Annotated in this window: 20 protein-coding genes and 1 pseudogene; 6 read left to right on the plus strand and 15 right to left on the minus strand. The window is 58.4% G+C overall.

The genetic code is table 11. The features are described from left to right. The 5 genes from ABJP42_RS13220 to ABJP42_RS13240 all read right to left on the minus strand — a co-directional run. Positions 1 to 1838 (minus strand): hypothetical protein (locus ABJP42_RS13220; RefSeq protein WP_348341082.1); only part of this gene is annotated, 1838 nt, incomplete at its 3' end. After that, positions 1835 to 2704 carry a flagellar motor stator protein MotA gene (motA, locus tag ABJP42_RS13225; protein ID WP_348341084.1) on the minus strand — a complete coding sequence of 290 codons (870 nt, stop codon included), beginning with the start codon at positions 2702 to 2704 and terminating at the stop codon, positions 1835 to 1837. The genes ABJP42_RS13220 and motA, both read right to left, overlap by 4 nt. Positions 2705 to 2780: 76 nt before the next feature. Further along, on the minus strand, positions 2781 to 3407 hold the full coding sequence (locus ABJP42_RS13230; protein ID WP_348341086.1) for a MotE family protein: 627 nt from the start codon (positions 3405 to 3407) through the stop codon (positions 2781 to 2783). Next, positions 3407 to 3874, minus strand: a complete 468-nt coding sequence (locus tag ABJP42_RS13235; RefSeq protein WP_348341088.1) for a hypothetical protein — start codon at positions 3872 to 3874, stop codon at positions 3407 to 3409. Before ABJP42_RS13235 ends, ABJP42_RS13230 begins: the two co-directional genes overlap by 1 nt. A gap of 9 nt (positions 3875 to 3883) precedes the next feature. Beyond that, a complete protein-coding gene (locus tag ABJP42_RS13240) occupies positions 3884 to 4408 on the minus strand; it encodes a flagellar basal body-associated FliL family protein (RefSeq protein ID WP_348341090.1) in 525 nt (174 codons plus the stop codon). 119 nt (positions 4409 to 4527) lie between these two features. On the opposite strand from ABJP42_RS13240, the gene fliF reads away from it, so the two are divergent. The 6 genes from fliF (at position 4528) to ABJP42_RS13270 (ending at position 9900) form a co-directional block, all read left to right on the plus strand. After that, a complete protein-coding gene (fliF, locus tag ABJP42_RS13245) occupies positions 4528 to 6204 on the plus strand; it encodes a flagellar basal-body MS-ring/collar protein FliF (RefSeq protein WP_348341092.1) in 1677 nt (558 codons plus the stop codon). Next, entirely contained in the window at positions 6204 to 6806 is a 603-nt protein-coding gene (locus tag ABJP42_RS13250) for a FliH/SctL family protein (RefSeq protein WP_348341093.1), read from the plus strand. Before fliF ends, ABJP42_RS13250 begins: the two co-directional genes overlap by 1 nt. Then, complete coding sequence (locus ABJP42_RS13255; protein WP_348341095.1) at positions 6799 to 7095, plus strand: FliM/FliN family flagellar motor switch protein; 297 nt, start codon at positions 6799 to 6801, stop codon at positions 7093 to 7095. Before ABJP42_RS13250 ends, ABJP42_RS13255 begins: the two co-directional genes overlap by 8 nt. Then, complete coding sequence (gene fliP, locus ABJP42_RS13260) at positions 7092 to 7835, plus strand: flagellar type III secretion system pore protein FliP (protein ID WP_348341097.1); 744 nt, start codon at positions 7092 to 7094, stop codon at positions 7833 to 7835. Before ABJP42_RS13255 ends, fliP begins: the two co-directional genes overlap by 4 nt. A 212-nt stretch (positions 7836 to 8047) precedes the next feature. Beyond that, positions 8048 to 9259, plus strand: coding sequence for a GTP-binding protein (locus tag ABJP42_RS13265; RefSeq protein ID WP_348341099.1), 1212 nt, complete (start codon positions 8048 to 8050; stop codon positions 9257 to 9259). Then, positions 9259 to 9900: a DUF1826 domain-containing protein gene (locus ABJP42_RS13270; protein WP_348341101.1), complete on the plus strand. Its 642-nt coding sequence runs from the start codon at positions 9259 to 9261 to the stop codon at positions 9898 to 9900. The genes ABJP42_RS13265 and ABJP42_RS13270 overlap by 1 nt, the downstream gene beginning before the upstream one ends. 78 nt (positions 9901 to 9978) lie before the next feature. On the opposite strand, the gene ABJP42_RS13275 is transcribed toward ABJP42_RS13270, so the two are convergent. The 10 genes and pseudogenes from ABJP42_RS13275 to ABJP42_RS13320 form a co-directional block, all read right to left on the minus strand. After that, entirely contained in the window at positions 9979 to 11082 is a 1104-nt protein-coding gene (locus ABJP42_RS13275) for a flagellar basal body P-ring protein FlgI (protein WP_348341103.1), read from the minus strand. After that, positions 11082 to 12086: a flagellin gene (locus ABJP42_RS13280; protein ID WP_348341105.1), complete on the minus strand. Its 1005-nt coding sequence runs from the start codon at positions 12084 to 12086 to the stop codon at positions 11082 to 11084. The genes ABJP42_RS13275 and ABJP42_RS13280 overlap by 1 nt, the downstream gene beginning before the upstream one ends. A gap of 4 nt (positions 12087 to 12090) precedes the next feature. Then, positions 12091 to 13536 (minus strand): flagellar hook-associated protein FlgK, encoded by a 1446-nt coding sequence (gene flgK, locus ABJP42_RS13285; protein ID WP_348341107.1) that lies wholly within the window; start codon positions 13534 to 13536, stop codon positions 12091 to 12093. Positions 13537 to 13579: 43 nt separating this feature from the next. Continuing rightward, positions 13580 to 14881, minus strand: coding sequence for a flagellar hook protein FlgE (locus ABJP42_RS13290; RefSeq protein WP_348341109.1), 1302 nt, complete (start codon positions 14879 to 14881; stop codon positions 13580 to 13582). Between the two features lie 124 nt (positions 14882 to 15005). Next, entirely contained in the window at positions 15006 to 15839 is an 834-nt protein-coding gene (locus tag ABJP42_RS13295) for a flagellar motor protein MotB (protein WP_348341111.1), read from the minus strand. A gap of 219 nt (positions 15840 to 16058) precedes the next feature. Next, positions 16059 to 17678, minus strand: coding sequence for a long-chain-fatty-acid--CoA ligase (locus tag ABJP42_RS13300; protein ID WP_348341113.1), 1620 nt, complete (start codon positions 17676 to 17678; stop codon positions 16059 to 16061). Between the two features lie 18 nt (positions 17679 to 17696). Next, entirely contained in the window at positions 17697 to 19319 is a 1623-nt protein-coding gene (locus ABJP42_RS13305) for a GMC family oxidoreductase (protein ID WP_348341115.1), read from the minus strand. Between the two features lie 107 nt (positions 19320 to 19426). Then, positions 19427 to 20551 (minus strand): aminotransferase, encoded by a 1125-nt coding sequence (locus ABJP42_RS13310; RefSeq protein WP_348341117.1) that lies wholly within the window; start codon positions 20549 to 20551, stop codon positions 19427 to 19429. Between the two features lie 68 nt (positions 20552 to 20619). After that, positions 20620 to 22104, minus strand: coding sequence for a heme biosynthesis protein HemY (locus ABJP42_RS13315; RefSeq protein WP_348341119.1), 1485 nt, complete (start codon positions 22102 to 22104; stop codon positions 20620 to 20622). A 10-nt stretch (positions 22105 to 22114) separates the two neighbouring features. Further along, positions 22115 to 22354, minus strand: a pseudogene (locus ABJP42_RS13320) (hypothetical protein); the annotation flags it as partial.

A 22354-nucleotide genomic window follows, 5' to 3' on the forward strand; every position in this document is an offset into this window, starting at 1 on the left:
TCTGGCGACAGCGCCTTGCGTTCCTGGTAGCCCAGCTCGATCAGATCAACCAGGGCCGAGGGCGCGCTTTCAGTGCGGTCCGCCACTTCCTCGGTGAGCTTTTCGGCCACAACCTCGGTATCGCCTTCCAGCTCAGCAATAGCTGCCTCAGCGAGATTCAGTTCAGGCACATACTCCATTCCTGTCCGGTCAACAGAGCGCAGAATCGCCTCGGCAATATGCAGGTCTCCGGCTTCAGCGAACAAAGAGCTGAGCTGTGGTCCAAAGTTCACTCGCAGATGCACCGGCAGTTTGGCAAAACCCAGCTGGATCGCATCGGTATTGGCGGTCTTGCGAATATTGTTGTCAGCCAGAACCGACCAGAGCGCAGCGTCGCTGTTACAGCCCTGCTGCCCAGAGAAGGGATGATTGATCCCCAGCTCTTCGCCATCCAGCAGATTTGCCATGGCAAGAAGCGTCGCTTGTTGGTCCGGATCGATCCGCCCGGATGGCAACATGGTCAGCATTGCACGGGCTTCAGCTCCGAAACCAAAATAGAGGTAGAGCTTTGCCAGTGCACGCACACTGGCGGGGTTGATATCATCAAATTCCCGCACCAAGGCCCCCCGCAGCGGGCCAAGCTGATCGGCAAAAGAGCTGTCATTGCCCCAGTTGTAGATCGCAATGCGCCGTTCGGGCAGGCAGTGATCCCCAACCGAGCTTTCCCCGATGACCGGGGCCATCAAACCGGTTTCGCGGTCCACAGCGGAGGTCACGGAAATATTGGCCAGCGCATCCAGGGGCCGGTCCGACCGGCCCAGAGGATCCAAAGCCCGGTTTCCAACAGGCGCTTCGCCTTCGGTGACCACCACATCCAGCAGGCCTTGGTTGGCGGCGCGGCCAATTTGCTGCAACAAACGATATTCTGAGGCATTTACCGTTGCGGCGCGGGCGCTTTCTTCCATATCGAGCAGCAGATTGACATCAGGCAACCCCTGTTCGACCTCAGTGGCCTCTGCCATGTCTTCCGGGAGGACCTGATCTCTCGTCTCGGGATCGGCTGTCTCTTGGGGCTGATTCAACCCTAATTCAGCTTCGAGCCCTGCCGTCAAAAACGCAGCACCGCGCGAGGAGGCTTCAACGGGCTCTGCTGTTTCAACCGGTGTAGGCTCTGTAGCGGCCATGTCCGTCTCAGCCGCGTCCTGTACCTCGGTCTCGGCTTCGACTGGGACTGCCGCCTGAGTCGATGGACGCAGCGCCAGCTGTGGCTGCTGAATAACCCGGCCTCGCTGCGCGGCATTAGCGGTGGAATTCAGATCCAGAGCCAAACGCGCATCCGCTATCGCCCCTTGGGTCATATTGAACCGATACCCTGAGGGAGAGGTCACTGGAGGTGTTGCAGGCTCTATCGGAGCCCCCATCGCCAGATCACCAATCGACAACCCGGTGGCTGGTCTGATATTTGGCGCATTGCCCTGTCTGGACTGCGCCAGAGTGCCGTCGCCATCGGCAATATCAATCACCAGATAGCCATCGCGTTGCACATAAGAGCTCAGCTCACAATCGCAGCCGAGGTCAAACCGCAAAGGCTGGCCAGTGCCGTTCTGTGTGAGGTTCTGCAACCGATCGCGGGGGATCAGGTCAAAGACCCGCGAGGTGTCAAAAACCGCCGAAGACGAATTAATTTTTAGGTTTGCGACCCGACCATTCTGGTTCAGGGACCACTCAGCGCCATCGGGCAGGCGCATCACCAGGCGCGAGAAGCCATCATGTTCGCCCGACCGGGCCACGATGCTCTGCGCCTGGGCTGAGCCCGCCGCCAGACTAAAGGCGGATATCGCAATTGCGCGCCAAATCATGCTGCTTCCTGTTTCACCGATCTGAGGGCTTCTTCCAGTTCAGAGAAGCCGGGACGGATATGCGAAGGGGTGTTCTGGCGGCCAACTTCGATACAGATGGCGGCCGCGTGGTTATGCAGGTTTGCAACCAGCACTTCGCGGATCAATTTGTAGAAATGGGAATCTTCCTCGGTGATGGTTTTCACCTTGTCGGCAAAGGGACCCACCAGGCCATAGGCCAGAAAAACCCCAAGGAACGTCCCAACAAGCGCACCACCAATCATCTTACCCAGAACTTCTGGCGGCTGATCGATCGAGGCCATGGTTTTGATAACACCCAAAACCGCCGCAACAATCCCTAGTGCCGGAAGACCATCTGCCATGGTCTGCAGGGCGTGGCTGGAATGCAGGGCGTGGTGATGATTCGCCTCCATGCGCTTTTCCAGAACCTCTTCGACCTGATGCGGATCATCATAGTTCATCGAGGCCGAGCGCATGGTATCACAGATCAGGTTCACCGCTTCGCTATCTGCCAGAATCTTGGGGTATTTGTTGAATACCGAAGAATTCTCCGGGTCCTCGATATGCTGTTCCACCTCAACCGGGTTGGCCCGGGCGATGCGGATCAGCGAGAACAGCAGGCAGAGCAGATCCCGGTAGTCATCAGATTTCCACTTGGGACCTTTGAACACTTTGCCCAGGTCTTTCAGCGTATGTTTGATGCCGCCCATATCGTTGCTGATCAGGAAGGCACCAACCGCGGCGCCGCCGATCATCATCATCTCAAAGGGAAGCGATTTTAGAATAATCCCCATTTTGCCACCGGCCAGCAGATAGCCGCCGAACACCATGACAAAAATAACCAGGATGCCTACAATTCCGACCATAGGGTCACTCCAAATTTCATTGCTTTAAACAACCCTAGGCGAGTCTGATTAAGAAAGCCTGAGCGCTAGAGGCATGTTATTCCTTGGGAACACCGCTGTTGCGACCGGCCATGACAACGCTGATTGTATAGGCCGCTTCCGGGCTAAGACCGGCCATGATGCCAGCGGCCGCTTCGGGGCGCATACGGGCGAGGAAGCCTGCAGCAAAATTCGGGTCCATCTCTTCAAACAGAGCTGCCGATTCTTTAGGCTTCATCTGCTCATAAACCGTGGTCAAGCGGCCAACATCCGCTTCGGTGGCTCCATCGGCCAGCGCCAAAGTGGTGCGCAGTTCTTCTTCGGCCATTTCCAGAGCCGCCAGTTTCCGGTCAATCGCCTCGTCGGCGATTCCCAGAGCCTTCATACGGTCTTCGATTTCAGCCTCACGGGCCGCCAGCGCCGCTTCGCGCTCTTTGAAAGCGGCAAGCATGGCCTGCAGTTCCGCCGAAGTTGGCATGCCTGCCGCCTGCAATGTACCGCCATTGCCCTGCGATTCGCCGGCGTTGTTTTCCAGGCTGGAGACTTCCCGCGCGATCGCCGGGCCGGCCTCCATCCCGAGACGCACCAGTCCGGAACCAATCAACAACAGCGCCAGCATCATCAGCGCATTGCTGCGGCTGCGGCCTGGTTTCTTTTCTTTTTTGGGTTTTGCTTGCTTCGCCATTACGCCACCCGGCTCTTATCGCGGTTGTGACGGACAAACATCACACCAGCGGATTGGTTGGCATCTTCAACCGGCGCTGGCTCTTCTACCACCACTTCGGTTTCATAGGCCACGGCCAGGGCATCATTTTCTTCTGGCTGGGGCGCCGCCGCCCGTGCAGGCTGCGGAGCTGCCGCTGTGGCTTCGGGCATATCATGCATCGAGGCCATCATCAGTTCCAACCGCTGCGCCACCGATTCGGCCCGGCCAGTGAGCTGATCCAGCGCCTGGGTGGAGCCCTCTGTGACCTGACGCGCCGAGGCGAAAGATTTGTTCAAGTCATCGACCTGCGAGGACAGCACAGCAACAGCGCCGCCGACACCCTTTTCCAGGTCATTGAACCGTTTCAACCGGCGCGAAAGCACCAAACAATAAAAACCAGCCCCGAGGGCCCCCGCCGCAAGCAGGATATCTGCAATAATGTCCATCCCGTTCTCCTAGTTCAGTACGAATTCCATGATCAGCAAATCTCTGACACGCCCCTGTCCGGTGGCTATGTTGATTCGCCGCAGCATCTGCGCGCGCAGTCTTGGCAGGGCCATCGGATCCGACAGATCCTCCAACTCCAAGGCGCGAAGATAGCTATTCAGTACATCGACTACACGGGGGAGGACTTTTTCGACCTCGGCCTGGTGGATCGCATCCACCTCTAATTGTGCGTTGAACCTCAAGTGTTTGATTCCGCTGGCTTTACGCAGCGTAATCACGATCGGTTCCATCTCGATGAAGGCAAGACTAGCAATATCTGCCGCCGTCTCACCACTATCTACGCCTTCTGGCGCTTCTACAGCCGCATGAGTCTCTGTGGACTCAGCGGGTTGACCAAAGGGAAGCATGCCGGACGAGACCGCAAAAAAGCCCCCTCCACCACCTGCAATTGCAAGGACGGCGCCTATGATCATAGGCAGTTTGCTTTTCTTGTCAGTTGCGTCTTCTTCCGCATTCACTACAGCGTCTGTCATGGCTTTCCCTAAAACGTCGTGCAAAGCCTTCATAACCTCTGAGGAACTAACCGAATGTTAAGCCCCCTCGGTCAAAAAGGGGGCACGCCGGACAGAATGCCGGTGCGACGGAGGTTAAATTGCAGCAGATCAAGAATGTCTGGACTGGTTTGGATACGCGCAAGCGGCTGATTGTGGCAGGAGCCACTGCAGCTGTCGTTGCAAGTGTGCTCGCGATGTCCCATGTGGCGAGCAAGCCAACAATGAAATTACTCTATGCCGGGCTGGAAAGCGGCTCTGCTGGGGATGTGGTACGGTCACTTGAGCAGACCGGTACACAATACGAAGTACGGGGCGGCTCTATCTATGTGCCCTCTGACCGCCGGGACGAGCTGCGGATGACGCTCGCTAGCGAAGGCCTGCCAGCAAATGGCGGCCGCGGCTACGAGCTGCTCGATTCGCTCACCGGTTTTGGCACAACATCGCAGATGTTTGACGCCGCTTACTGGCGGGCAAAAGAAGGCGAACTGGCCAGAACCATTGTGGCCAGCCCTCATATCAGTCAGGCCCGCGTCCATATTGCCAATACTGGCGCCAATCCCTTTCAACGCACCGTTGATCCTACAGCCTCCGTATCTGTGGTGCCTCTGGGATCTCCTATTACTCCAGCTCAGGCAAATGCGATTCGCTTTCTGATTGCATCCGCCGTGACCGGGCTGGCGGTTGATAATGTCGCTGTGATTGATGCCAATGGGGCCCTGATCGGGTCGCCAGAAGCCGCCGCTGCTGCCGGCGCGGGCACCGATGATCGCTCTCAGTCGATTCGCGAACGCGTCATGCGTTTGGTCGAAGCGCGCGTCGGACACGGCAATGCCGTGGTCGAGGTCAGTGTTGATACCGTCACCGACACCGAATCGATCCGCGAAAAGCATGTAGACCCTGCAAGCCGCGTCGCCATCAGTACCGATGTCGAAGAACGTGCCGATGTGTCGAGCAACCAATCCGGTGAGGTGACCGTCGCCTCTAACATTCCGGATGGGGATGCGGCCTCTGGCCAGGGGTCAAAGAACAACACCACCGCGACTCGCGAACGGGTGAACTATGAGATCTCGGAAACCGAGAAAGAAATCATCCGTGGGCCCGGTGCCATCAAACGGCTGACCGTTGCGGTGCTGATCAATGGCAGCACAGTAACCAATGCCGCAGGCGAAACGGTGTTTGAACCCCGCCCCGAAGAAGAGCTCTCCGCGATGCGGGAGTTGATTTCAGCGGCCATTGGTTTTGACGAATCGCGCGGCGATGTCATTACTCTGAAGTCGATGGACCTGCCCAGCATTGAACCTGCGGGCACGGCGGTAACCTCCTCGTTCATGGACAATATCTACATCGACGCCATGGCGCTGATCCAGATGGCGGCGCTGGCGCTGGTCACTCTGGTGCTCGGTCTCTTTGTGGTGCGACCGATTCTTGCCGGCAAAGGCGAAGGCATGCCAGCGCTTGCCGGACCCGATGGCGATATGATGGGCGGCCTGCCCGATCTGCCTGATATGGGCACTGCCCCAGGCATGGGTGACTTCCTGATGAACCCGGATCTTGGCGCCAATATCGCCCTGGATGGTGAAATCCAGGATGAAGGCGGCCAGTTCGGCGGCATGGGCGGCGGTATGGGTGACATGGGTGGCATGGGTGGTCTTCCTGCCCTTGGCGGCGGTGGCGACAACCCAGTCGATCGTCTGCGCGACATGATTGGCGAGCGCCAGGAAGAAACCGTCCAGATCCTGCGTGGCTGGCTGGAAGAAAATGAGGAGCGTGCCTAATGGCCATTGCCCACCTGCTAGAAGATTTTGGCCCACCGGCCGTGATCCCTCCCACTGCTTTTCCTGAAATCTCGGAAGAGGCCGTCGAAGAAGCCCGGCTTGCCTCTTTCGAGACTGGATATAGCGCTGGCTGGGATGATGCGGTAACCGCCAAGGACAAAGAAAACGCTCATATTTCCGCGACGCTGGCCAGCTCGCTTGAGGATCTGAACTTCACCTACCAGGAAGCGCAGACCCAGCTCATCGAATCGCTTGATCCGATGTTCAAGGTTCTGACCAGCGCGGTTCTGCCCGACACTATGGCCGCGACTTTTGGCCATCACATTGTCGATCAGATGGCGGATATGGCCAAATCTCATACCGATCAGCCAATGAGCATCTTTGTCTCACCGGGCGAAGCGGGCGCGGTGCGTTCGCTGCTGCCCGATAGTTTCTCCACCCCGGTTCAGGTTCAGGAAGACGAGAATCTTTCGCCGGGCCAAGCCTATCTGCGTACCGGTACTTCGGAACGCGAAATCAACAGTTCGGGTCTGGTTGAATCCATTCAAGATTCAATTGACGCCTTCACCTATCACGTCAAAGAGGACAGCCAATATGGATGACGCCGACGATCTCAACATGAAAGCCACCGACGCCAGCAACCCTTTTGTTTCGGTTCCCGTCGAAGTGGTTGTCTCGGTTGGCAAGGCCCGCCCTCTCGTGCGCGAACTTGTCGGCCTGGGCGAAAACGCCATTCTGGCCTTGGACAAACGCGTCGAGGATCCCGTTGACCTCTATGTCGGGGACCGTCTGGTTGCCCGTGGTCAGCTCGAAGAAATGGATGGCGATCAAGCCGGTCAACTGGCGGTGCGCCTGACCGAAATCGCCGATTTGCAAAACGGTCTGGGATGACACGCACAGCCTTAATCCTAACTCTCCTTGTCTCCTGCGTTGCATTGATGCTGCCGCAGGCGGCAATGGCGCAGGAGCTGAGCCTGTCGATGGGCGAGGGTCAGTCGATCTCTGCCCGGTCGATTCAGCTCATCCTGCTGATCACTGTCCTCAGCCTGGCCCCCGGCCTGCTGATCATGATAACCTGTTTCCCCTTTCTGGTGACCGTTCTGTCAATCCTTCGCCAGGGTCTCGGCCTGCAGCAGGCGCCGCCCAATATGATGATGATCAGCCTGGCGCTGTTCCTCACCTATTTTGTGATGGAGCCAGTGTTCACCGAGGCCTGGCAGGTTGGCATCAGCCCACTGATCGAAGAACAGGTCGATGTGGAAACCGGATTGATGCGCGGCCTGGAACCCTTCCGTGCATTCATGGCCAACCGGCTTGATCCTGATACTTTCTACGCAATTTCGGATCTGCGCCCCGATATGGAAGCGATGAACCCAAGCCCGGAAGCGCCGCTGTCGGTGCTAATCCCCAGCTTCATGCTCTCCGAGATCTCCCGCGCCTTTCAGATCGGCTTTCTGGTCTTCCTCCCCTTCCTGGTCATTGACCTCGTGGTGGCGGCTGTTCTGATGTCGATGGGGATGATGATGGTGCCGCCAGCGGTGGTCTCATTGCCGTTCAAACTGGCCTTCTTTGTTGTGGCTGACGGTTGGAGCCTGATCGCAACCGCCCTGGTGCGCAGCTATTATCCCTAGCCATTAAAATAAGACATAAACTGCATCTTGTTGTGCAGGACATGAGCCAAGCCCCGGTCGAAACACCGGGGCTTTTGCCTGTCGAGTTGCCGCGCACCAAAACACCCCTCCAGCGATCGCCCCAAACCAACAAATTTCTTGCATGATGTTACACTATAACATTACATGATTTTCTGAAATCAAGCAGCCTCAGATAGCCAAGGAAACCCATCATGAAAGACTCATCCCCTCACGACGCCAGACTTCCGGTCACGGTGCTGTCCGGCTTTCTGGGTGCCGGCAAGACCACGCTTTTGAACCGGGTTTTGAACAACCGCGACGGGCGACGCGTGGCCGTCATCGTCAATGATATGTCCGAAGTGAACATCGACGCCGATCTGGTGCGCGAAGGCACCGAATTGTCCCGCTCCGAGGAAACCCTGGTCGAGATGTCCAATGGCTGCATCTGCTGCACCCTGCGCGATGATCTACTGCAAGAAGTACGGCAGCTCTCAGAAGAAGGCCGATTTGACTACCTGCTGATCGAATCCACCGGTATCTCTGAACCTCTGCCGGTAGCGGCCACCTTTGATTTCCGCGACGAAGCGGGCCAAAGCCTGTCAGATGTGGCACGGCTCGACACCATGGTCACGGTGGTGGATGCGGTGAACCTGCTGGAGGATTTCTCCAGCCATGATTTCCTCACCGATCGCGGCGAATCCCTTGGCGAAGGCGATGACCGCAGCCTGGTCAGCCTGCTGACGGAACAGATCGAATTTGCCGATGTGGTGATCCTCAACAAGGTCGCGGATGCCGGAACCCAGCGCACGGACACCGCCCGCAAGATCATCCGCGCCCTGAATGGCGATGCCAAGATCATCGAGACCAATCATTCGGATGTATCGGCGGAGGCGATTCTGGACACTGGCTTGTTCGATTTCGACACCGCCCACCAGCACCCGATGTGGGCCAAAGAGCTCTATGGTTTTGCCAATCACACCCCCGAGGATGAGGAATACGGCATTGATTCCTTTGTTTACCACGCCCGCGCGCCCTTTGATCCGCAAAAACTGCACGCGGTTCTGAAAGGTACCCTGCCCGGTGTGATCCGCGCCAAGGGGCATTTCTGGATTGCGACGCGCCCGGACTGGGCCGCAGAGTTCAGCCTGGCGGGGGCGCTGTCCTCTATCTCACCGCTGGGGCGCTGGTGGGCCTCGGTGCCAGAGGAGAACCTGCCGACCCATCCGCAGGCCCAGGCGGAAATCGCCCGAAACTGGGTGGAACCCTGGGGAGACCGCCGTCAGGAACTGGTCTTTATCGGCGCGGGGCTGGAACGCGAGGTAATCTGCGCAAGGCTCAATGCCGCCCTAGTGCAGGCGGATGAATTCGAGCCCTGGAGCTGGGCCGATATGGCAGATCCCTTCCCGCAATGGGGGCAGCGTTGATGCAGGAGACCCTTCTGCGCAATGTGCTGCAGAATGTGCCCACCGGGGTCAGTGTTACCGAGATGGCAGAGGATCTATCGGTGATCCACCGTCACGACTGCGCCGCCGCGATCTGGAACAGGGCCCCGATGCCGGAATTTCAATCCTGGATCGACGGGTTGGACCCTGAGGTGCTACCGCAAGTCCGGCTAATACTGCGCCCCGATGCTGTGCAGCGCAGCGTCACGCATCTCCTCGACAGTGCCCAGACTCCGCCCTGCGCGCAGCGCGACCGGCTAGGAGAGGATATCTCTGCCCTAGCGGATCTGTTCGCGCGGATCATGCGCGTGCGCTATATCCGGTTGCGCCTGGATGTGGTTCAGACCAATGCCTGCAGGAAATTCCATATCGATGCGGTGACCGCACGGCTTGTCTGCAGCTATCGCGGCCTTGGAACGCAGCTCGGCGTTATGAACGGCAATGCAGAACCGCAGCCGCTGGTGACCGTACCCACGGGTGCCCCGGTGGTTCTGCGCGGCACCAAATGGCCGGAATACCCCAGATCCGATCTGGTTCACCGCTCACCGCCAATTGAAGGCACTGGCGAGACACGGCTGATTGTCGTGCTTGATCCGGTAATTGATCCCGACATGGAAATCTAATGACGTGAACACCAAGGCCCCGGACCGTGATTGACGGTCCGGGGCTTTTTTCATCGTCTTAGTGGCCTTGCGGGGAGATTAGCGCACCACAAATTCGGCGTGCAGTGCCCCAGCTGCCTTCAGGCTTTTTAGGATATCGATCATATCGCGGGGCGAAACACCCAGCGCGTTCAGACCGGCAACCACTTCAGAAAGTGATGTGGTCTCACGCACTTCGGCCAGCTGGAGACCCTCTTCTTCGTCGATCGCGGCAGTGGTGCGCGGCACCACGACGGTTTCGCCATCGGCAAAGGGGTTGGGCTGCGATACCAGCGGCGCTTCTTCGACCCGTAGGGTCAGGTTGCCCTGCGCCACCGCAACCCGGCTGATCCGTACGTCGCTGCCCATGACAATGGTGCCAGAGCGTTGATCCACAACCACCCGCGCCTTGCGCTGGGGTTCCACCAAAAGATTCTCCATCCGGCCAACTGCATGGGCCGTGGAGCGGGCATTGGTGCGTCGAATGTCGATCTCAACAGTGCCGGAATCGCGCATCAGGGCGACACCATTGCCAAATTCATTGTTCACCGCACGCTCAATACGCTCGGCCGTGGTAAAGTCAGGCTCCCGCAGGGCCAGGCGCATGGTGGTCAGCGACGAGAGGTCAAAACCGATTTCCCTTTCAACCCGCGCACCCGACGGAATGCCACCGGAGGTCGGAACCCCCTGGGTAACACTGGCACCTTCGCCTTCGGCGACTGCACCACCTGCAAGGATGGTCCCCTGAGCAACCGCGTAGATCTGTCCGTCAGCCGCGTTCAGCGGCGTCATGATCAGGGTGCCGCCCAGCAGGCTTTTGGAATCCCCGATGGCAGAAACCGTGACATCCACAGTGCCGCCAACGCGGGCAAAAGGAGGCAGGGTTGCAGTCACAAAGACCGCCGCCACGTTTTTGGGCCGGAATTGTTCGCCGGTCACATTGACCCCGAGACGTTCCAGAATATTTGTCATGATCTCTTCGGTGAAGGGCGAGTTTCGCAACCCGTCGCCGGTACCGTTAAGGCCAACCACAAGGCCATAGCCCACCAGGTCATTGCCCCGGACCCCATCAAATTCAACAAGATCCTTGAGGCGGATTGAATTGGCCTGCACCAAGGTCGGCAGCAGCAGGCAAGCAAAAAAGAGGCGTAGGAATTTCATCATCACATATGCTTCACAAGGCTGAGTTGGGCACTGCGCGCAGTCACCGTATACAGGATCTCCAGCTGGGTCTCTGTCTGCTTCAGCTTGGAGGAGGCTTCATACTGGTCCGCCAAAACAATTTCATTGAAGGCCAGGCTGAGCGTGGTCTTGCTGGCCAGGTTACGCGTGCTTACGCGTTCAAGCTGGGCTTCGATGAAGCCAATGTCAGCCTGTTTCTCGATCAGCTTATTGGTGCTATCGCCCATTTCGGTCATCCCAGCACGGGTCAGTTCCAGCTTGACCTCATCCGTCAGAGCCAGCGAAGGCTCATCCAGCAGGGCCAGGATCGCATAGCTCTGCAAGGCGTGTTTCAGGTCTGGATCATCTGCCCGCAGGTCAAGGGATACGGATTCGCCATCGCCGATCTCGACAGGGGAAATATTGTTCGTGGACCCGTTGTACATCGCCGTATCAAACCCGGTTGGATCGGCGAACCAATCCTTCACAGCCTGGATAATGTCGGTTGACGTGGTCAAACCCGCTGTTTCGCTCAACAGCTCAGTCATCAGCGTATCCGCGCCATTTAGGGGCGTGGTGCCCGTCGCAGCGCCTGCAAACAAGGAACGGCCACCGGCCCAGCCATTCAGGGAACTGATGGCCGCATCCATCTGCCTGTCAGCTTCTTTGGCAAAACGATCTGCATCGCTGGGGGTCAGCGTGGTCGAAACAGAGAGGATGTTATCACGCATCAGCTGCGTTCCCTCCTGCATCCGCGACAGGTTGCTCTGGATGCTCAGCGCAAAAAGCTTGGTCTCATTGGTGGCAACCGTCTGGCTTTCGATGCGGTTCAGGTTGTTTTCAATATCCGCGAGAAAGGAAAAATCCCCGCCCAGCTCTTCGGTCAGATCTGCTTTCTTACCGGTCGAGACTTCTTGCGACAAGGTCGCCAAATCCAGCTTCAGCTCTGCGTTGCGATTGCGCAGGAAACTATGCGTAGTGAGGTCACCGTAGGAATTATAGATCATTCAATTAGATCCTCAGAAGAGATTGCATCATTTCATCGATCGCCGAGAGCATCTTGGCGTTTGCGGCATAGGCATTTTCGATGACCATCATGTTTTGCAGTTCAGCATCCGAATCCACCCCGAGCGCCAGTTCAGCCTTGGCCATTTCGGTATGGCTGGTGGCGGCAAAACTCAGGGAGTTGTTGGCACTGTCGCTATCGCGGGCGAAGCGCGACATGACCGAAGCACTGAGTGTGTTCAGATCCGAGCTGATGGTCCCAAGCTTGATGGTGGAGACAGTCCGGTTTTCGCTGATGACGTCAGAATAGGCGTTCAAAAGGCTGGCATTGCCGGGTTCGCCTGGCGTCGCCGCATAGAGACCATCGCGAAACCGCCAGGTTTCAGCCTGACCATCCATGGCAACCAGATCGTTCAGCTCCAGACGCGCGGCCAGACCGATGGTATCAGCCGGATCAAAAAAGCCGCCCGCGTCGGTGAAAATGCCAGCATCAGTCAGACCAATGGTGCCATCCAGTGCCGGGTCCTGAAACCGTTCGACCAGATCTCGTGCCATCGCGTCGAGATCATTCTGGGATTCAACGGCCACATTGTCGCGAATATCAAACTGGGAAATCAAAGTGCCGCCCCGCAGGGGACCAGTCACGGTGGTATCCATTGCAAAGCCATTGATCTCCAGCCCAGAGAGAAGTCCATTGGCTTGGGTCATCTGCGGTTCAATATTGCGTTTGGCGTCAAAGCTGATCTCCGCTGCCTTGCCATCCAGCAAGGCCACACCGCCCACGGAAATCAAGGCAATCCGCCCCTGATCCCGCTGCACCACATTGACAGGAATTGCCGCGTTCACCTGGTCAACCAACAGATCGCGCTGATCTTCCATGGCTGTTGTCGAGGCTCCCGCGGCCTGCGTCACGACAATCCGCGCATTGAGTTTTTCAAGCTCTTTCAGCTGGTTGTTCAACTGGTCAACCTGAACATCAATCGATGATTCTGCCGCTACACGCAGCTTGTTCAACCCATCGGCGGCCGCAGTGATGGATTGCACGATCAGACCCGCTTTGACCGACAAGTCATGCAGTCGTTCGGTGGAATCCGGGCGCGAAACGGCCTCAACCAGGGCGGCATCAAAGTTCGAAATCTGGGCAGTTATTGAGGTACTGTCATCCACCTTGCCAACCAGGCCAGACATTCTTGCGTAGAAGTCTGCATAGACCTGGGATTTGGAATGCTCTGCTTCGGCTTTACGGGCCGAGGATTGCAGAGCCGGATCGATATTGCGTTCCACATCGCCGATCCTGACACCGGGGGTGACCCCATTGGTGTGCAGGTTCAGCGTTTGCGAAGAGTAGCCTGGCGTCAGCGCATTGGCCAGGTTCTCCGAGGTTACTTGGGACAACCGCGCATTCGCAGTCAATCCGGTCATCGCGGAGTTTAGTGCACTTGTGATGGACATGTCAGGCTGCTCTTTCTAAGCCGGTGTCAAAAATCAGCGAAGCTTATCGCTTAATGTTGGTGGTTTCCTGGAGCATCTCATCGACGGTCTGGATCACCTTGGCGTTGGACGAATAGGCCCGCTGCGTCTTGATCATATCCGTCAGCTCAGTCGCCACATCGGTCGCTGATTCTTCACGAGTGTTCGAGGCGATTTCACCAGTTGGTCCGGTGCCCGCATCCCAGAGGAAATAGGTGCCGCTGTCCGAGGAGGGCAGATAGGTCTGGTTATCCATCGCCTTCAGGCCGTTCAGGTTTGGCACATCCACCAGTGGGATCTTATAGATCACCCGGCTTGCACCGGAATCATAGTTGGCGCGCACATAGCCCTGGGGATCAACTTCGACTCCAACCATGGTGCCCACCTCGGAACCATCCTTGGTGATCGAGGCCGGAGAATAGGTATCCGACAGCTGGGTCAGACCATCGCTTTCGCCAGGCATGCCAATGGAGATCTCCATGGGCCCACCCGCAACGGTCACCACAACACTGCCGGTCGCCGGATCATAGGGGCCACCAGAAACGGGTGTCACTGTGGCCAGCGAGCCGCCAGCCGTCCGGCTGTCGTTGAAGGTCACGGTGTATTCGCCGATTGTGGCACCACCAGAAGCACTGTCAGTCACAACCATGGTCCATTCATTCGAAGAACCGGTGCCAGGAACCGTTGGTGTAAAGGCAATGCCAAGGGTCTGCGAGCTGCCCAGGTTGTCATAATATTCAACCGTCAGGTTTTCGACTGTACCCGGAGCGCCAGCAACCGTCCCTGTTGCCGGTAGGTTTACACCCAGGCTCACAGCGGTTGTTGGCTCACCTGTCATCTGGTTCATATTGTACTGAACCGGCTCCAGACCTTCGGCCGTATCACGCGGACCATCGGACACAGTCCCATCCGGGTTTGCAGGCCAGCCGAGCAGAACCAGACCGGAATTTGTTGTCAGATAGCCATCAGCATTGGTGCGGAAAGAGCCGGTCGTGGTCATCATCATGGTCGGGGAACCACTGTTGGCTTCGACATCTGTGAGCGAGGCAACCGGCAGCATGCCACGGCCACTTACCGCCAGATCGGTGGCATTGTTGGTGCCAACCAGCGGGCCACGCGCATCAACCAGACGCATGTTGCTGCCAGACACACCGCCAGCAGAATACTTGCCGCCGGAAGAGCCGACCACCAAGGAAGAAAAATCCGTCTGGACCCGCTTGTAGCCAGTGGTGGAGGAGTTTGCGATGTTATCGGAAATTGCGGCCAAAGAGCTCGCGTGTGCACTCAATCCGGAAACACCGGCATTCAGGGCGGAAGAAATGGTCATGTTGCGCCTTTCTGCTGCAATAAAACGTTCTTGCAGCTAGAGGTAGCGCATCAGCACTTAACGGGCGGCTAACAGATAAAATGCAAAGTATCTGCTGCCGCCCGAGGGTAGTGTTCTAAGGGAATTAGTCGCGCAATAGGATGATTTCCACGCGGTTATTTCGCTCTGCCATTGGATTTCGTACCGCCAGCTTACGATCCGCATGCCCGGTGATCCGGTGGATTCGGTTGGATTTCATCCCACCCGATTCGAGCAGGGTCCGGGCGACATTGGCCCGGGCATGGGACATTTCCCAAACCGGGTTCTGTGCCAGAACCACCGGATGCGACTGAATATGGCCACTGATGGCGATATTATTGCTCACATTCCCACTAACACGAGCAACCATGCGCACCAGATCTCGGAACAACGGGGTCGGCTCGGCGGTACCCGGCTCAAAGAGAGAAACACCCTCGGTTTCAAACAGCTCGATGATCAGACCTTCGTCGGTGACCCGCGTAATGATGTGACGCGACATCTCAACCGAGACCATGCTTTCACCGCCACGGCCCTGAAGCTGTTCTTCGATGGCGCGGTACTGGCTGTCTTCTTCAGCCCGTTCCGCATCGCTGACACCGGTCTCCCCCTGGGCCTTTTGGGCATCCATTGGGTTGAGTTCTGTGGCACCTGTTCCGGACTGCGGCTGGATATCTTCGGTAAACATGCTGTCGCCCTGGAAGGCGCCATTGCCCCCCCCCGAAACCCGGCTCAGCGGAATAGAGGGCGAAAAATAATCCGCCAGCCCTTTACGTTGTTTCTCAGTTGTTGCGTTCAACAGCCACATCAACAAGAAGAAGGCCATCATGGCCGTCACAAAGTCCGCATAGGCCACCTTCCAGGCGCCCCCATGGTGGCCACCGCCACTAACGACTTTTTTCTTCTTGATGATAATGGGCGCCATGTCATTTTGTGCGCTCATATCCACCACCACTAATTTTCACCCATTCCTTGGGTATCATCTGGGGTGTTAACTGACGCTTAACAGTTAAATTTGCCGGCAGTTAAGGCCTTTAAAGAGAAGGTTTTGCCGCTGTTCGCACCAGGGAACTGACAAATCCACGCAAACTTGGTCCATCAGGTTTAAGATCACGTCTATTCCCTGCGCCCAAAGAACAGCTCCGGGCGCAGGTCAGGTTTCTTAGTCTTCCAGAAGAATCGCGCCAAAGGCCTCGCGCAGCTTGTTCTTCAGCACCTTGCCAGTGCCACCCAGCGGCAGCTCGGTGACAAAAACCACCTTGTCCGGGATCTGCCAGCTGGCCACCCGACCCTCAAAATGCGCCAGCAGATCAGCCTCACTGAGGTCAGCGTCGGACTTGATCGCAATCACCACCGGACGTTCGTCCCATTTGGGATGCTGCGCCGCAATCGCTGCCGCCTGAGCAACCCCAGGGTGCGACATGGCGATATCTTCCAGCTCCACCGTCGAGATCCACTCGCCACCGGATTTGATGATATCCTTGGAGCGGTCGCGGATGATCATATAGCCATCGCCATCGATGGTGGCGACATCACCGGTGTCGAACCAGCCATCCATGGTCAAGGCGCTGTCATCATGGCCAAAATAGGTATCGATGATCCAATGGCCACGGATCTGCAGCTCGCCCTGGGTTTCGCCATCATTGGCCAGCACATGGCCGCTTTCATCCACAAGCCGCAGCTCAACACCGTAAGGCGGACGGCCCTGGCCTTCGCGCAGGCTGCCCTTTTCCGTTTCCGAGAGATCCTGGTGTTTTTGCAAGAGGTTGTTCAACGTTCCCAGCGGGCTGGTTTCGGTCATACCCCAGGCATGGATCAGCTCAACCCCGTATTTGTCACGGAAGGCCGGGATCATCACGGTTGGCAGCGCCGAGCCACCAACAACAGTGCGGGTCAGGCTTTCAGCCTTGCTCCCGGTCTTCTCCAGCGCCTGCAACAGGCCCATCCATATGGTGGGAACGCCCAGCGCCAATGTCACCTGCTCGCCGTCAATCAGCCGCACCAGGCTTTCGCCATCCAGGTTCGGCCCCGGCAGCACCAGTTTGGCGCCAACACCGGCGGCAATATAGGGCACACCCCAGGCATTTACGTGGAACATCGGCACCACGGCCATGACCGTATCACGGGCCGAAATCGCCAGCCCATCGGGCTGATTGCCCCCCAGCGAGTGCAGCACCGTGGTGCGGTGGGTGTATTGCACCCCCTTTGGGTTACCGGTGGTGCCGGATGTATAACACAGGCTCGAGGGCATGTTCTCGTCCAGCTCCGGCCAGCTGTAATCTGCGCCCTCGGCATCGATCAGCTCGTCATAGAACAGAATGCCCGGCACCGCCTCGGCGGCGGCCTCATCTCGTGGGCCCATCAGAACGATATGTTTGATGGTCTTGAAATGCCCTTTCAGCTGGCCCACCGCCGCAACAAAGGTCGCATCGATGAACAGCACCTGATCGGCGGCATGGTTGATGATGTAGATCAGCTGTTCCGGCTTCAGGCGCGGGTTGATCGTGTGGCAGATCATCCCTGCCCCGGCGACGCCAAAATAGATCTCCAGATGGCGGCGGTTGTTCCAGGCGATGGTGCCGCAGCGCTCGCCCTGAGCCACGCCCAGACGTTCAAGCGCGGCGGCCAGTTTGCGGGCGTTGCTTTCCACTTCGCCCCAGTTGGAATGCACCACCTCGCCTGAGGTCTCGACCGAAGTCACCGTGGTATCGCCGTGGTAGCGGCCCGCATGTTCAACCAAAGAGCTGATCGTCAGCGGTTTGTGCATCATCTTGCCAAGCATTGCGCTTGCTCCTCCAAATTATTCTGCAGCCAAAGCTGCCTGGCCACGGATCAGATCCGCAGCCTTTTCTGCAATCATAATGGTGGGCGCGTTGGTATTGCCACCAATCAGCCGCGGCATGACAGAGGCATCCACCACGCGCAGCCCCGCCAGGCCCCGCACCTTCAACTCCGGATCGACAACAGCCATGTCGTCCTGCCCCATCTTGCAGGTTCCCACCGGATGATAGATCGTATCTGCTCGCGCCCGGATGTGCTGCTCCAACGCTGCGTCATCCGGCTCCCCGTCGATAAACAGCTCTTTATGGATGTAGCCCGCAAGCGGCGCGGTCTGCATCAGCTGCCGGGTCTTACGCGCGCCCTTCATCAGCACTGCCAGATCCTCTGGGTCGGACAGGAATTGCGGATCAATGCGCGGCGGCGCCAGGGGATCCGCCGAATTCAACCCGACAGAGCCGCGCGATTTTGGCCGCAGCACGCAGACATGGCAGCTGAACCCATGCCCCATATGCAGTTTGCGGGCGTGATCATCGACAATGGAGATGACAAAATGCAGCTGAATATCCGCCCGGTCCAGATGGCTCTCGGTCTTTAGGAAAGCCGCCCCTTCGGCAAAGGGGGTAGAGAGCATGCCCGTTCCCGATTTGCGCCAGTCCGCTATATGTTTCAGCAGCGAAAAACTGCCCGGCACCGAGATGCCAAAGTTATCGCGATCTTTGCTTTTGTAGGCCAGGGTGAAATCGAGATGATCCTGCAGGTTCTGGCCTACGCCCGGCAGCTCGTGCACCATCTTGATGCCATGGGGTTCGATATCCTCGGGTCGTCCTACGCCCGAAAGCTGTAGCAGCTGGGGCGAATTGAACGCCCCGCCGCAGAGGATCACCTCGCGGCCTGCCGAGACCTCTTTGTCCTGCCCCCCCTGCCGATAGGCAACGCCGCTGGCGCGTTTGCCGTCAAACTGCAACCGGGTGGCCTGCGCCTTGGTCAGTACCGTCAGATTGGGGCGCTCCATCACCGGATGCAGATAGGCCGCCGCCGCCGAACAACGCTCGCCGTTCTTGTCCTTGGCATGAAACTGGGTGACCTGGTATTCACCGATGCCTTCGTTGTCGCCCGCATTGAAATCCGCCACTTCGCGGATCTGCATGGCCTGTCCGGCCTCGATAAAGGCGCGGGTAATGGGCCGGGGGGATTTCTGGTTGCTGACCTGCAGCGGGCCGCCACCGCCATGGGCGCTGTTTTCACCGCGCTCATTGTTTTCTGCCCGTTTGAAATAGGGCAGCACGCCCTCCCAGTTCCAGCCATCACAGCCCAGTTCGGCCCATTCGTCATAGTCCCCGGCGTGACCCCGGACATAGAGCATAGCGTTGATGGCACTGGAGCCGCCCAGCGCCTTGCCGCGCGGCTGGTAGCCCTTGCGGCCGTTCAACCCGGCCTGCGGTACGGTTTCAAAGGCCCAGTTGTTGATCTTGGGCTTGCCGGGCAGCATCGCCACCACAGCCGCAGGCGCACGCACCAGAATACCGTCACCCTTGCCGCCGGCCTCGATCAGGCAGACAGAGACAGAAGCATCTTCACTCAGCCGAGAGGCCAGGGTCGCCCCGCCAGAGCCACCACCAACAATAACGTAGTCAAACTGCATTCTTTCCCCTCCCAGTTGTATCTGTCTAGAGCAGACCCAAGCAATGGGACCCTGTCCAGTTTTACACAGCGTAACATAAAAGGACGGCCCGGCGGGGAAGAGGTGGGTTAACCCGTCTGACGGCGCAGGAAGTCAGAGACGCGGGACAGGCCCTGGCGCAGGATGGCCTCGGAATTGGCATAACCAATGCGCAGATACCCCTCCATATTGAGCGCCGAGCCCGGCGTGAACATCACCCCGGTCTCCTGCAGCAGCGCAATACAGAGATCCCGCGACGGCATATCAAGGTCATAGCGCAACAGCGCCGTGGTGCCCGAGCGCGGCTTCACCCAGGAAATCAGCGGTTCCTGCGCCACCCAATCGGCGAGGATCTGCAGATTGCCACGGGTAATGGCCTGGCTGCGGGCCAGCACTTGGTCGCGATGTTCCAATGCCAGGGCGGCAAAATGATCATCAATCATGCCCACCGAAATCGTATCGTAATCGCGGTGGATCGAGACCTGTTCCAGCAGCGCCTCGGGTCCGGCGATCCAACCCAGACGTAACCCGGCCAGGGAATAGGCCTTGGACATACCTGCCGTGCTGATGCCTTTCTCGTAGAGATCCGCAATCGAGACGGCCATTCCCGACCCCTCTTGATCGGTGCCGCGATAGACCTCGTCACACAGGATCCAAGCGCCGACGCTACGGGCAATTTCTGCAATTTCCAGCAGCATCTCCCGGTCCATCAGCGCACCGGTTGGGTTGTTGGGGTTGTTCAGCGCAATCAGCTTGGTATCCGGCGTCACCAGCGCCCGCAGCGCATCCAGATCGGGCAGGAAGCCGTCTTCTTCGCGCAGTTGCAGTGGCTGCACCTCGGCCCCGAGACTTGCCGGAATGGAATAGTGCTGCTGATAGGTCGGCACCACCGCCACCACCCGGTCGCCACGCTCCACCAAGGTTTTATGCACCAGCATATTGGCGCCGATGGTGCCATGGGTGGTGATCACATTCTCAGGGGCTTGGCGGTCATACAGCGATGCAATAGCCCGGCGCAGCCGATCCGAGCCCTCGATGGCACCATAGGTCATTTTCATCGACAACAGATCGGACAGATCGCGGTCATTCTTGCCCGTGAGGGTCAAGAGCTCGCCAATGGTCAGGCTCTCAACACAGGTTTCAGCCAGATTCCACTCGCAGCTGTTTTCCCATTCGTTCATCCAGATTTCGACGCCAAAGGGTTCGATATGCATGTGGCTTCCCTGCTCCAATGATGCGCCGATCTAAACCGGCTTCATCAGGGCGGGTCAATCACATCCTGTCAGTTCTTTGCCTCAGGTGCCGCATCAGAGCCCTCCTCAGATGTGACCTCTTCAGCTTCAAGGTCTTCGATCTCTGCCTCCTCTGGCACCACCACGGCGCCAGCTGTCGCAGTCCCGGTGATCAGTGGCAGCATATGGGCCCCGGTGGCGCTGGCCAGTTCCGGGGTTTCCGGACGCTGCCAGCTGAGGGTGTCAAAGCTGCTGCAATGCTCGCAGACAGGCGCCCAATCGGCATGAATATGGTTGCAATTGCTGCACAGCCACTGCGGCCCACGCGGCGCGTTCAGCGCCCGCGCCAACCAGGCCTGGGTAACGGCATTATCCGCGCCCTCGCCCTTTTCAATCGCTGCCATCAGCGTCAGTGCGCGGGCATCCGGTGCCCGTTCCACCAGGTCACCCAGGGCGCGACGAGCTTCAGGGAAATCCTCGGCGACGATATGCAGCTCGGCCATCACCAGACGGGTTTCGTCATGATGCGGTTTCATCCGCGCCAGCTGGTCAAAACGTTTCACCCGCTGGGCCGGGGTTTCTTCCGGTTCGACCTCGGCAAAAACATGGGCCAGATCGGGATGCGGCTGCGCCTCCCAGGCTTTTTTCACCACCTTGATGGCATTGCGCTTCTTGCCCTGCTCCAGATAGGCGCGGGCAGCCAGGGTGGCGGCGGGCACCAGATCGGGTGACAGCCGGTTGGCTTCGATCGCCTGTTCGCGCTGCTCCAGCGTCGCGTCCTCATCCGCGATCCCGCGCGAGGCAGAAAGCGCCAGAACCGCATCGCGGCGTTTGAAAACATCGCGCGGCAGGGTGCCGGACTTCAGCTTGGCCGAGAGGGTCTTGCGCGCCCCTGCCCAGTCCTCGGCCTGGGCCTGCAGTTGCAGCAGCGTGTCCTGCACCTCTTCGTGTTTGGGACGCAGGGCCAGGGCCTTTTCCGCCAGTTTCAGGGCGGTGTCGCTATCCCCTTCAGAGAGCTTTTGCTTCATGATGCCGCGCACCCCGACAAAACGGGTGTTCTGATTGGCCAGCAGACGCTTGTAGGCCTCGGCCGCCTTATGCGTGTCGCCTGCCATCTCCGCCGCCTGGGCGGTCAACAGATCGGTGAGCTCGGGCTTATCCAGGTAGCGCGCCGCCTTGGAGGCCTTGGTCAGCGCCAGGCGTCCTTCGCCAGAGGCCAGCGCCATCATGCCATCAGACAGCGCCTGATAGCCCTTTTGCTCGCGGCCCTTGTCAAAATAGCGCGACATCGCGGTTTCATCGCCGTTGAGGAACTTCAGCGTGGCAACCAGCAGCGTCAGCAGTTTTAGGAAGACCCAGACGGCAACAACCAAGAGGCCCAGCGCCATAACGGATTGCAGCGCCCCAAGGGTATATTCTACCCCGGCCACGGTGATCTGCACCCCGCCAGCGGTTTCCATCAAAATACCCGCACCAAAGGCCAGCAAAGCGACAAGGGCAACAAAAACCAGAATTTTAAACAATGACCAGAGCATGGCAGCTTCCTTATTTGGCGTTCAGGCTTTGGGCCAGTTGATCAACAGCGGCCAGAGCGGCCAGTCGGGTTTGTGCAGCGGATTGCCAATCGGCAAAGGCGGTTTGAGCCGCCTCGGGCAGGGCCTCAATCTCGCTCAGGGCCGTGGTGACATCACCAGATTGCAGCGCCGCCTCGGCACGCGACAAGACCGCATCGGGGTCGTCGCCTTCCTGCGGGGTGACCGAACGGGCCCCGAGGTGGCGATTGAC

Origin of the sequence: Pseudophaeobacter sp. (assembly GCF_039971195.1) — a bacterium.
Taxonomy (GTDB): Bacteria; Pseudomonadota; Alphaproteobacteria; order Rhodobacterales; family Rhodobacteraceae; genus Pseudophaeobacter.